The sequence below is a fragment of the Agaribacillus sp. DX54 genome, from assembly GCF_056858335.1.
The window spans coordinates 334,363-347,770 of record NZ_JBXEQE010000003.1 but is presented as its reverse complement, the minus strand read 5'-3'; the positions used below and the strand labels follow the sequence as shown (position 1 = coordinate 347,770).

The 13,408-nt window shown below is 44.5% G+C and carries 7 protein-coding genes and 1 pseudogene; all 8 read left to right on the top strand.

Translation table 11 applies throughout. The annotated features are described in order from the left end of the window. Positions 1 to 18: 18 nt before the first annotated feature. A complete protein-coding gene (locus tag AC04NP_RS05830) occupies positions 19 to 1,434 on the top strand; it encodes an alpha-L-fucosidase (protein ID WP_482858571.1) in 1,416 nt (471 codons plus the stop codon). 13 nt (positions 1,435 to 1,447) lie between these two features. Next, on the top strand, positions 1,448 to 4,837 hold the full coding sequence (locus AC04NP_RS05825) for a VCBS repeat-containing protein (protein ID WP_482858570.1): 3,390 nt from the start codon (positions 1,448 to 1,450) through the stop codon (positions 4,835 to 4,837). 3 nt (positions 4,838 to 4,840) lie between these two features. After that, entirely contained in the window at positions 4,841 to 6,208 is a 1,368-nt protein-coding gene (locus AC04NP_RS05820) for an alpha-L-fucosidase (protein WP_482858569.1), read from the top strand. A 436-nt stretch (positions 6,209 to 6,644) separates the two neighbouring features. Further along, positions 6,645 to 7,121 (top strand): annotated as a pseudogene (locus AC04NP_RS05815) (sigma-70 family RNA polymerase sigma factor); the annotation flags it as partial. 43 nt (positions 7,122 to 7,164) lie between these two features. Next, positions 7,165 to 8,199, top strand: a complete 1,035-nt coding sequence (locus AC04NP_RS05810; protein ID WP_482858568.1) for a FecR family protein — start codon at positions 7,165 to 7,167, stop codon at positions 8,197 to 8,199. A gap of 155 nt (positions 8,200 to 8,354) precedes the next feature. Then, the gene (locus AC04NP_RS05805; RefSeq protein WP_482858567.1) at positions 8,355 to 8,642 is read left to right on the top strand and encodes a hypothetical protein; all 288 of its coding nucleotides are present in this window, start codon (positions 8,355 to 8,357) and stop codon (positions 8,640 to 8,642) included. Continuing rightward, positions 8,572 to 11,778 (top strand): SusC/RagA family TonB-linked outer membrane protein, encoded by a 3,207-nt coding sequence (locus AC04NP_RS05800; RefSeq protein WP_482858566.1) that lies wholly within the window; start codon positions 8,572 to 8,574, stop codon positions 11,776 to 11,778. The genes AC04NP_RS05805 and AC04NP_RS05800 overlap by 71 nt, the downstream gene beginning before the upstream one ends. A gap of 16 nt (positions 11,779 to 11,794) precedes the next feature. Beyond that, positions 11,795 to 13,297 (top strand): RagB/SusD family nutrient uptake outer membrane protein, encoded by a 1,503-nt coding sequence (locus tag AC04NP_RS05795; protein ID WP_482858565.1) that lies wholly within the window; start codon positions 11,795 to 11,797, stop codon positions 13,295 to 13,297. Positions 13,298 to 13,408: the final 111 nt, after the last annotated feature.

The following is a 13,408-nucleotide window of genomic DNA, read 5'->3' as shown; positions in this document are numbered from 1 at the left end:
TTTCATACTTTATTTTTTATGAAATACACCTGTACATTATTACTCACAGTTTTGGTTTTTGGCTGCCAGCCTAAACAATCATCATCGGAAAGTAACGCGCAGCCAACGAATTATCCGGAGGAAACCAGAGAAGCTTTTGACAGTCGCATGGCCTGGTGGCGGAATGCTAAATTCGGCATGTTTATACACTGGGGTGTTTATGCAGTACCCGCAGGCATACATGATGGAAAGGAAACGGATTTTATAGCAGAATGGATTATGAATACCGAACGTATTCCCATAGCCCGTTATGAAGCCTATGCCCGCCAGTTTGACCCGCAAAAATTTGACGCAGACGCCTGGATGAAGTTAGCCAGTGATGCCGGCGTTAAATACATCGTCATCACCTCCAAACACCATGATGGTTTTGCCCTGTGGGATTCCAAAGTGTCGGACTATGATATCATGGATTTTGCCCCTTATAAAAAGGACATTTTGAAAGCATTGTCAGAAGCTTGTCAAAAGTACAACATTAAGTTTGGGTTATATCATTCCATTATGGATTGGCATCATCCGCAGGCTCAATCCATCAATGAACCGCATTACTGGAATTTTGGGGGTAAAAACAAGTCGAACCCTGAATTCTCAAGTTACCTGGAAGATTACATGAAGCCGCAGTTAAAAGAATTGATAGAAAACTATGATCCGGCCATCATGTGGTTTGATGGCGAATGGGTGGATGATTTCACCCATGAGCAGGGGCAGGCGTTGTACCGGTATATAAGGGCGTTGAAACCCGATATCCTTATTAATAACCGGGTAGATAAAGGCCGGCAGGGCATGCAGGGTATGAATGCGGAAGGCAATTTTGCCGGTGACTTCGGTACCCCTGAGCAGGAAATTTTGGCAACCTCATCTGATCTGGACTGGGAGTCCTGTATGACCATGAACGATACATGGGGGTATGACCAAGCGGATGAAAACTGGAAATCCACGGCCCAACTGGTACATAACCTGGTCGATGTTGTTGCCAAAGGTGGCAACTACCTGTTGAATGTAGGCCCAACCGGGGAAGGGTCGATACCTGCGGCCAGTGTAGAGCGCTTACAAGCAATGGGAGAGTGGCTGAAAATCAATGGTGAAGCCATTTATGATACTGAGAAACTAGAGAAAAATTACCGTCAGCCCGACTCTGTACGGTTTACACGTAAAAAGGGAACAGATACCTTTTATATAATAAAGATGGCAGACCTGCCCGAATCTATCACTTTTAGCCATCTGAAACCAGCAGCAACAGCCCAGATCCGACTTTTGGGCTATGATACACCCTTGCCATGGAAATTTGACAAAGATCTGGGTGTAACCGTAGACATTCCAAAGAATGCTAACCTCCCAAGCTGGGAAAACGCCCGCGCCTGGACTTTTAAAATTGATAAAGCCGAAGAAATAAAATAAAGGTTTCGCCATCATGCAATCTACGGTTATCAGACGTTGGCTGTTATTAACTTTAAGTGTCCCGGTACTTTTGAGTTGTAAAAGGGAAGGCGAACTGTTTCGGACTGAAGAACCACTTTTTAACAAGATAGATACCGCTCACAGTAACCTGACCTTTGCCAATATAATTCAGGAAACCGATACCCTCAATTACTACAACTTCCCCTATATCTATATGGGGGGAGGGGTAGCTATCGGTGACTTCAATAATGACGGACTTTCCGATGTATACCTGACTGGTAACATGGTGGAAAATAAGTTGTATCTTAATAAAGGGGAGCTGGTTTTTCAAGATATAACAGCATCTGCCGGGGTACAGGGAGACAACAGATGGTATGCCGGTGTCACAATGGTCGATATCAATAACGATGATTGGCTGGATATTTACCTGTCCGTATCAGGCAAAACCCATGATTCGAGAAATCAGCTTTTTGTCAATAACAAAGATCTTACATTTACGAAAAGAGCCGCAGAATACGGGATAGACGATTCCTCGGCTTCCATCCAATCCGTCTTTTTCGACTATGACAAGGATGGTGACCTGGACCTGTTCGTAGCCAATTATCCATTGGTACCGCTTACCCGGGGCAACCGGTTTTATGCTGCCATGATGGAACAAAACAAACCTGAATGGTCCGGTCACCTGTACCGCAATGAGGGTAACGGTGCTTTTAAGGACGTAACATCTGACTCAGGGTTGCAAAACTTCGGGCTTACGCTGGGGCTTGTAGCCATGGATTTTAATGATGACGGTTGGCAGGATTTATACCTCTCTAATGACTTCAATGTGCCGGACTACTTTTATCTGAACAATGGGAACGGCACTTTTACCGAAGTGTTAAAACAAGCCACTCGCCATACATCTATGTTTGGAATGGGGATAGATGCTGCTGATTTCAACAATGATGGCTGGCTCGATTTGGTACAAGTGGATATGACCCCGGAAGATTACAAAAGGGCCAAAATCAATATGGCCAGTATGAGCCCAAAGTCTTTTTGGGAAGCGGCAGACCTCGGGTTTCACTATCAATATATGCAAAACAGCCTGCAACTCAACAATGGAACGGGAAGAGACGGAATTCCTGTAATGAGTGAAGTCTCCGGGATGGCTGGGATCGCCACAACCGATTGGAGTTGGTCAGCCCTGTTGGCTGATTTCGATAATGATGGCTGGCAGGATCTGTATGTAACTAACGGCATGAAGAGGGATGTAAACGATAATGACCTGAATCAAAAAACCGGTGCCACTACGTTCAGGGCCGCCTTTCAACGGATCGACATTGATCAATACCCGAGTGAACCGTTGGAAAATTATGTTTTCCAAAATAAAAAAGACCTTACTTTCCAAAAAGTCACTGTTGATTGGGGCCTTGACTATCGAGGCTTTTCAAACGGTATGGCCTATGGGGACTTAGACCGTGATGGTGACCTGGATTTTATAGTCAATAACCTGGATGCAGAAGTATCATTGTATGAAAATCGATCAAACCGGCGTGGGGCACATTTTTTAAGGATAAAGCTATCCGGACCTTCACAAAACCCGATAGGCATTGGTGCCAAAATATGGCTGGGTAACGAAGAAGAAAGACTTTGTCAGGTTCGGGAACTGGCCGTAACAAGAGGCTTTCAGTCTGGTATGGAGCCTGTTTTGCATTTTGGTTTGGGAAACGACACATCACCTAAAAAGCTACAGGTAACCTGGCCTGATTTAAAACAGCAGGAAATACAGGTGATGCATTTCGATCGTGTGATCGAATTAAGGTATGCTGATGCCAAATACCCTGAAAAAGCAGCGGCTGTCAGAGACCGGCGACAACCAAAGACAAAATTGTTTTTTGATGTTACCCATGAGAAGAAAATGCCGTTTAAGCATACTGAGGATTTTTATGATGATTACGCAAAAGAACCGCTGCTTCCTCATAAATATTCGACATTAGGGCCCGGTTTGGCAGTGGGCGATGTCAACCGTGATGGCCTGCAGGATGTGTTTATCGGAAATGCCGCCGGCGCCGCCGGTGCATTGCTAATACAGCAAGACCAGGGGCATTTTACCAGGTGGCCGGGACCATGGGAAGGCGATGCTGATCAGGAAGATACCGGGGCTTTGTTGATGGATGTCGATGGAGATGGTGACCGGGATTTATATGTTACAAGCGGAGGGCATAACCCGTTAGAACCGGAAAGGTACTACCAGGACAGGTTATACATCAACACGCCTGCGGGCTTTGAAAAACTGACAAAGGCTTTACCGGAGATGCCTGTCGCGGGTCAGGCTGTTATCGCCGCCGACTTTGACCGGGATGGTGACCTGGATTTGTTTGTGGGTGGGAGAAATGTTCCGGGCAAGTATCCTGTGGCACCCCGGAGTTACTTGCTGGAAAATATGGGAGGAAAGGACCATGCATTGGCTTTTCGGGATGTAACACATGAAAGGGCAAAGGGCCTGCAAAACATCGGCATGGTAACCAGTGCCCTGTGGGCAGACATGGATGCAGACGGTTGGGAAGATCTGGTGATAGCGGGCGAATGGATGCCGGTTGTAATATTTAAAAATCATCAGGGTACACTCGTAGATGTTACGGAAGCCTGGGGTTTTGGACAAAAGACAGGGTGGTGGTACAGTATCTGTATTTTAGATGTGGATAATGACGGGGACCATGATCTGGTGGCGGGCAATCTGGGGCTCAATTACAAGTACAAAGCATCCGGTGAAAAGCCTTTCGAAGTATTTGTTAACGATTTTGACCAAAATGGTCGCACCGATATTGTGCTTAGTATCCATAAGGAAGGAAAACGCCTCCCCTTAAGAGGAAGGGAATGTTCATCGCAGCAAATACCGGCCATCGCACACAAGTTCAAAACCTATCGTGATTTTGCTTCCGCCGACCTGGCAGCTATTTATGGAGAAAGCATGCTAAGCAAATCATTGCATTACACAGCAACCACCTTTGCACATTATTGGATAGAAAACCAGGGAAATGGGCAATTCAAATGGCATCTGCTGCCGCAAAGGAGCCAGATATCCCCGATCCATAGTATTATACCCCTGGACTATAACAGCGATGGATACATGGATCTTATTGTAGCCGGGGCATTATATAATGCCGAGGTAGAGACCCCCAGGGCCGATGCCGGTGTTGGGCTTTTACTCAAAAACGATCGGGGAAAGGGCTTTGAGGAAGTGCCTCCGGAGAAAAGCGGCATTTTGATACAGGGCAACGTTAAAAATGCTGCCAAATTTGAAGGGGCTGACGGAAAAGTAAAGTGCATTTTTGTGCAAAACAACGGGGTACCCCAGTTAATACAGTCATTCGACCACCGAGATACCAACGATAAATTTGAATTTACTAAAACTAAAAATTAAAAAATGAAAAAGCATATTGTCTTATTATGTCTGTTTTCAAGCACAATTGTAGCGACACAGGCCCAAAAAAAGATATGGAACGAAACGGAAGCCCAAAAAAAAGAACGGCTTGCCTGGTGGACACACGACCGTTTCGGTCTGTTCATACACTGGGGTACTTATGCATTGGCAGGAAGGCATGAATGGGTCAAGAAAAGAGAACGTATAGCTGACCGGGACTATCAAAAGTATTTCGATCACTTCAACCCCGACCTGTATAATCCGGCCGAATGGGCGAAAATGGCGAAAGCGGCAGGGATGAAATATGCAGTGATCACTACGAAACACCACGAAGGTTTTACACTATTTGATTCGAAGTTTACCGACTACAAAGTGACCAATACGCCCTATGGAAAGGATGCCCTAAAAGAATGGGTGGATGCCTTTAGAAAAGAGGGCCTGAAAATCGGATTTTATTATTCGCTTATCGACTGGCACCATCCGGCGTATACGATTGACAGGGTACACCCTCAAAGTGCCGGTTCGGATGAGGAGTATCAAAAGCTTAACACAGGCCGTGATATGAGCGTCTATCGAAAGTATCTGAAGGATCAGGTCACTGAAATCCTCACCAATTATGGAAAAGTCGATGTCCTGTGGCTCGATTATTCGTTTCCGGGCAAGCATGGAAAGGGCAGGGACGATTGGGGATCGGTGGAACTTTTAAAATTGGTACGCAAGCTCCAGCCCGGTATTATCGTTAACGACAGGGCCGACCTTAAGGAATATGCCGGAGGGTGGGATTTCACCACCCCCGAGCAGTTTAAAGTGTCGGAATGGCCGACTTATGAAGGTAAGAAGATACCCTGGGAAACATGTCAGACATTCAGTGGTTCATGGGGCTATTACCGCGATGAATTAACCTGGAAGGACCATAAACAATTGTTAGTACTACTGATAGAATCAGTGAGCAAAGGTGGTAACCTTCTGCTCAATGTAGGCCCTACCGCCAGGGGTACCCTGGACCATAGAGCACAGGAAGCACTGCGTAAAATGGGAGATTGGACAAAAGTCAATGGCAGATCGGTTTATGGATGCACACAGGCCCCTGATGAGTTCGAGGTGCCGGACCATTCACTGCTGACATATAATCCCCAAACAAAAAGACTTTACATTCATTTGCTCGATTATCCCCTTCAAAACTTTACCTTAAAGGGAATGAAAGGAAAGATAAAGTATGCCCAGTTTCTTCATGATGCCTCCGAGATCCAAATCCGGGAACCTCACGGGTATTGGAGTAAAAAAGTCCTTGAGGAAGGGGATATTAACCTGGCATTGCCTGTCAATAAACCCGAAGTGGAAATACCGGTTATTGAGGTTTTTCTCAAATAACCTGTGGGCTTCGGGGCTGTGCAATTGGCATGATGTTTTGGCTTCCTTTGGTGATAACAGACCTGATTGGACAGCCCCGGCTTTCAACCTCCACAACCCACAAAAATTGCATAATTTTCATTACTTTCATGCCTTAGGGCAAATGGAGTACAGACTTCGGCACATCATGAGGAAGAAACCATGAAAAAATTTAATTACTTTTAATCATATTAAAATGAGTGCATATAAAGTACACCGATTGTTTTGTCGTTATTTTGAAGGCCAAGATCTTAAATATAGAAATCCTTTTAGATAAAATCCGTCTTTCCGATGATCAAAGATCTTTTGAGGTCATCTTTCACCATTATTTTGACAAGCTATACCATACTGCCTTTTCCATTGTTAAAAAACATGAAAAAGCAGAGGAGATTGTAGAAGATGTTTTTTTTTAAAATTCTGGCAAAAAAAAGATCGTTATCCATTCATAAAAAACCTGGACACCTATTTGTATGTAGCTACAAAAAACGGGGCTTATGATTATCTGAAGAAGTACAAAAGATATACCCTTGCCCCGCAGGATCAGCACTTGGATGACTTGTTTCATTTCATTTCCCCGGAACAGTTATATCTGCTCGAGGAGTTAAAGGAGCAAATCGACCTTGCCATCAATAATCTCCCCTCCAGGTGCCGAAGTGTATTTGAACTCATCAGGCGGGATGGGCTTACAAATAAGCAGGCTGCTCAAACCCTGGGAGTTAGTGTGAAAACGGTTGAAAATCAAATGACTATTGCTATCAAAAAAATAGCAAAACACCTTGAATCTTATCTTTATCAGGAAGAGGTGCCACCATTTTTACACACCCGTATGGCAACAGTTTTGTTAATCTTCCTGACAGTTATTATCCGGAATTTTTCTTCAGTCTTTGGGGGTTAGTAAATTTTTTGTCGTCCTACAATAAAATTACTACCTAGCGCTAATGAAAGAAGATAGCGTCTATGAGCTCATAGGCAAAAAATTATCCGGACAATGCAGTGAAACAGAGGTTGAGGAATTGAAGGCCTGGTTGGCGGAGGGTGAAAACAATCAAATCATATTTCTGGCACTTCAGGAACATTGGCGATCGGAAAACGTCCCCGTACCGGACAAAGCAAAGATGCTTCTGCGGCTTTACACCAGAATGAATAAGCCTTTGCAAAAGGCTGATAAAGGAAACAATAAACCAGCCACCAAGAGAAGCCTGATACCCCGATACTTTTATCCCGTAGCCGCAGTTTTGCTTTTTTGTGTATGCTTCATTCCATGGTTTGTTTATAACAACCTAATCAATAAGCAGCCGGAATCAGCAGTTATCGAGTTAGTTGAAAAAGCTGTTCCATTCGGTCAAAAATCTACCATAAAACTTAGCGATGGAAGTATTGTAAAGCTTAATTCCGGTAGTAAACTGCGCTATCCCAGCCGGTTCAATGGGCCATCCAGAGAAGTATATCTGGAAGGGGAGGCATTTTTTGAAGTACAAAAAGATACGACACGTCCATTTCTGGTAACCAGCGGTGACATTGTCACTTCAGTGTTGGGAACATCCTTTAATATCATGGCACATTCGGAAGAAAACCTTATAAAAGTAGCATTGGTAACAGGCACAGTAAAAGTAAGCCATAAATCTGCCGGTGAAAATCCGTTCGTCTATACACTGGCTCCCAATGAGATGTTGACTTATGATAAAAAGCGGGACAAGCCGCAAAAGAGCCATTTTAATGTCGACCAAACGCTTGCCTGGAAGGATCGAACACTGTTTTTTAAGAATGCCGGCCTTGTTGAAATGACCACCGTATTGCAAAGGTGGTATGGTAAACGATTTATCATTCATAACGGAGAGGTGATCACCAGGAAATTTTCAGGTAAATTCGAGAGCAACCGGAGCCTGGAATATGTTCTTGATGTCTTGTGTCTGAATTCAAATTTTACTTATCAAATGGTCGATGATACAGTGATCATCGAGGGAAAACCTTAAAAGAAAAACATATGTGGAAAAATAACTCGAGCTAAGCAGGAAAAAGCCGGTAATGCATATTACCGGCTCGGCATTCGATTCATGGAAATATTGGCGTAGTCTCGATGGATCGAACGGTTAAAGATTAAAAAATATAAACTATAACAATTAAAAGTATGAAATTATCATTACCAAGACAAGTCTGGTTTGTAACAAGACTCACTATGTATAGTGTATTTTTGCAAACTTTACTGAACGGTATCCTTTTTGCTGAAACAGGAAATGCCCAAAAGCCAAAGCTGAAAGAGGTATATCTGTCTATTCACCTGGAAAATGTCAGCATAATGGACGCTTTTGCTGAGATCGGGGAAAAGACGGACTTTAATTTTCTCTATGATGAAGGGATCATCGATGACCGGGGGAATATTTCCATCAAGGCAAGCAATGAATGCGTCGTTGTTTGAACTGCTTAAAACCATTTCAAAAGACAAGGGCCTTAAATTTGAGCGAATCAACGAAAATATTTATGTAAGTATAAGTGATCAACCGAAAATCCGTTCGAAAGAAGAGTTTTTAACAGAGGTAATCTATGACAGAGAAATGACAGGAACCGTGACCGATGAAAACGGGGAGGAATTGCCGGGCGTAAATGTATTGGTAAAAGGCACGACCATCGGAACAATCACAGATGCTAATGGTCAATATATATTGAACGCGCCTGATGATGCTACAACATTGGTCTTCTCTTATGTAGGCTATAATTCCGAAGAAGTAGAAATATCCGGAAGATCTGTTGTGGATTTGGTACTGACACCCGATATTACCTCGCTCACTGAGATCGTGGTGATTGGTTACGGTACCCAGCAGAAGAAGGACGTAACCGGGTCTATTGCTTCTGTCGAGGCAAGTCAAATTGCTTCAAGGCCAGTCACTTCGGTGGAAGAAGCTATGCAAGGACTGATACCCGGTTTGAACATTGCGCAGAGGGCTTCTTCTCCGGGCGAGTTGGGTACCGTGTCGATCAGGGGTTTAGGGTCTATTACAGCGGGAACACAACCACTCTGGGTAGTCGATGGATTCCCTACCGATCAGAGAAATGCACAGGCCATCAACCCGGCCGACATTCTATCTGTAGATGTATTAAAGGATGCTTCTTCCACGGCCATTTATGGTTCAAGGGGTGCCAATGGTGTTATCATTATTACCACAAAATCCGGAAAGGAAGGCCGGTCTAACTTAAATTTAACGGTAACCGGTGGGGTTGCCACAGTACCGGAAAGCGTCCGTTTTGAAGTGCTGAACGCCGAAGAGTACGTTCAATTTCATACTGAAAAGAATGGGGGCACTGTTCCGGATTTCATTGCTGACAATTGGGATGGTCAAACCGATACCGATTGGCAGGATTTGGTTTTTCAAAATGGGGCATTTCAAAACTATGCCTTATCTGCATCGGGGGGAGGTAGAAATGTAAACTATTTGTTGTCGGCTAATTACATCGATCAACAAGGGGTAATCAAAGGCGAAGGCCAGAAAAAGTACTCGGCCAGGGCTAAAATTGATTTCAGACCCTCCGATAGGGTAACAATCGGCTTAAATGTTGCTCCCAACTTAACGACTATTGAAAGGAACAGTCCCGGCGCCGATGATGTAGACTGGTCGTCATTATATGCGCAGGCGCTTTTGCTGGCCCCGATATTGCCTGTAAACAGGCCGGATGGCATCTATTCCATGAATTCGGATTTGCCCGGATCCATTCCGGTAGGCAATCCGCTGGAGACCATGCAAAACTACGACTTTAACCAAACGTTATTCCGAATGCTTGCCGGTGTCAGTGTGAGTGTCGAAGTAACCGAGGGGTTGAGCTTAAAATCATTCATCTCCACCAACATTGCCAGTGACAAAAGTGAAACGTATTATCTGCCGACAATAGGACAAATAGTACCTTTTCAGTTATCTCCGGTATCTACATTAAGTACCGGTCAGCGTCAGGAAATCGGCTGGCTGAACGAAAATATTATCAATTATAAAAGGGAGTGGGGTGATCATTCCTTTGATGTGGTGGGTGGGTTTACCCTTCAAAAAAATGACATCGAAAATGTAGAGGCAAGTGTTGAGGAATTACAGGTGCCGGGCGTTAGAAATGTAAACATCGGTAACACGGATAACCTTACTGGCTCGAACTCAATTACCGGTGATGCCCTGGTTTCCTACCTTGGCAGGATCAATTATGGGTTCAAAGGTAAATATTTGTTGACAGCTACCTTGAGGACCGATGGAAGTTCAAGGTTTGGCACCAATGATAGATATGAGACATTCGGGTCTTTCGCCCTGGGATGGAGGTTTTCGGAAGAGGCTTTTTTTGAAGGACTGAATTTTTTGAACAACGGCAAGTTAAGGGTATCTTATGGCACTACGGGAAGTAATTCCATTCCCGATTTTGATGCCCGCGCAAACCTGGCGTCAGTACGCCATTCTTTTGGAGATAATGCAATTTTCGGCACAAGGCTGGGAAATCCCGGTAACCCGAGTTTAACCTGGGAGACATCTGAACAACTGAATATCGGATTAGATGCTGATTTTGCCGGTAATCGTTTAAATCTGGTACTCGACTATTTTAACAATGAAACGACAAGCCTCCTTTTGACCAAGGGCATAGTTCCGTCTTCGGGGTATTCTTCGTTTTTGACCAATATTGGCAGCATGAGAAACAAAGGTGTGGAACTGAGCCTGAATGCTACGGTCATTCAAACATCAGATTGGATATTATCCATCGGTGGTAATGTCACTTACAATGATCAGGAGATTCTTGATTTGGGAGGCGATGATGAAATCCAGAATTTCTTTGGCGCACTCAGGCGGATTGTAGGAGGGGAACTGCAACAAATTCGTGGCCCCAAAGTGCTGAAAGTGGCCAGACAAGGCGACGACCAGACAGGTCAGCCACTCAGTACCCCCGGGGCATTGATCTATGAAGATATAGATGGCGATGGTGTTATAGGCAACTTTTTAAGTGAAGATGGCCAACTGATAGGTGACACTAATGTAGACTGGATATATGGCATTACAGCTAATCTGAAATACAAGAATTTTGAACTTAGTGCATTACTGAATGGCCAGGCCGGAGCGTATGTGTACGATTTTTTCCTGCTCCAGGTGGGGTCATCCTTTCGTCAAACCAACCTGTCAAAAGAGTTTTGGTATGACGGAAGGTATGTGTCGGAGTCTGATCCCGGTGATGGTAAAACACCCGCAGCCAATGGCTTTGATACTGCGGTGGGGTCCGTTTCGAGCTTTGGTGTTCAAAAAACCGATTACCTGAGAATAAGAAATGTTACACTAACTTACAATTTGCCAACTCCGGTGTTGAATAAATTGGGCCTGTCCAATGGCAGGATTTTTACCTCCATAGAGAATCTTCATACTTTTACCGATTTTATCGGAGGTAATCCCGAAGCGCGCCGGACATCGGCAGGCGGGCCGGCGCTGATCGGAGGGTCTCAGATTGCCGCGGTAACCGACGGCAGGGAACTGGGTTTGAATAGCCCTCCCGGTCTTCCCTTACCGAGGATATGGACATTAGGACTAAGTGTTAACTTTTAGCTAACTGAGCAATAAAATGAAAAAATATAGATTTAGAAATCGTACTAAACCAGGCTTCATAAAATCCGGAAGCACTTTATTCCTGTTCTTCATGGCTGTAGTTTCGACTTCCTGTGATGATTTTATCGATGTTACTCCCGAAAGTGATATTGACGCCAATACATTCTTTTCAAATCCCGATGAACTGGTTTTTGCTTTAAACGGGGTGTATGCTTCCCAGAGAGGCATATACGGCAGCCTCGATTATTTCAACCTGATTGAAGCAAGATCAGACAACGCCGGCCAGGATCAAACAGATCAGAAAGAAAGGGTTGAAACAGACACTTTTGAAGAAACTCCGGGTAACTTGTTGATGGTAAATATCTGGACCCAGAATTATATTCTTATCAACAACGCCAATACCATCATCGCCAGGGCTCCTGACGTTCCTTTCGATTCCGATATGGAACAAACATTGATAAACAGGGTAGTAGGTGAGGCTAAATTCTTAAGGGCAATGTCTTACTTTACCCTGGTAAATATGTTCGGGGCCCTTCCGCTGAGAACAGAACCGACAGTCGATTTTGATGATGCTATTCTCCCCAGAAGTCCGGTAGCAGATGTCTATGGACTTATTGTATCCGATTTGAGTGATGCTGCCGAAGTACTGCCCGACAGCTACAGTGGCGGCCCGTTCAATGAAGAGGGCCGGGCTACACGTTTTGCGGCATTGGCCCTTCTGGGCAAGGCACAATTTCAAAACGGTAACCCCTCTGCTGCGTCTTCGGCATTGCAAGATCTGATCGGACAATTTTCTTTATTAGGTGATTATGCGGCTATCCATGCGGCCGGTAATGACAACACGCCGGAATCGATTTTCGAAGTGAGCTATAACCCGACAAACCAGACAGGTTTAGGCTTTAACAATGTACTCATCCCTGCAAGCGAAGCAAGTCGCCTGGGTATTGTCGCAGGTGGCAATGGAGGTAATTTACCTACTTTTCCAACAAGTGATGTACAAACTATTTATGAGCCCGGTGATGTAAGGACCGAGGCATCATTTACCTCCTATACAGGGGGTAACTCAACGCATTATATCGGTAAGTACATTGATTTGGACGCGGTCGGCGATGGAAGCGATATCAATTTGGTTGTTTTACGATATGCAGATGTTTTATTAATGAAAGCCGAGGCCGATGGAGAAAGCGCTGCTTCTTATGAGTTGATCAATCAGGTCAGGAGAAGGGCATTCGGCCAGGATCCCGGTACACCCGATCCCGCGATAGATATCGATGCTTCAACGCCCGGTTCCTTTTTGGAGAAAGTGATGCTGGAAAGAAGGCGAGAGTTTGTGTTTGAAAATCAAAGGTGGCTGGACCTGAAAAGGCTACCCCCATCTGAAGCATTGGTAATCATTAACAATCACCTTACCGCCGAATACACCGGTGTACCGGCCGTTAATGCAAACCGCCTGATTTATCCCATTCCTCAACAGGAGATAGATATTTCAGGAGGGGTCGTTGAACAGAATCCTGACTAAATAGTTTAGTGAATCATGATTAACATTGCGCCAAATTAAAACTTGCGCTTTCCTGGCCGGTATCAAACATATTGGATCGCCCCTTGCATTTTGAAGTGTTCCGTTTATAAG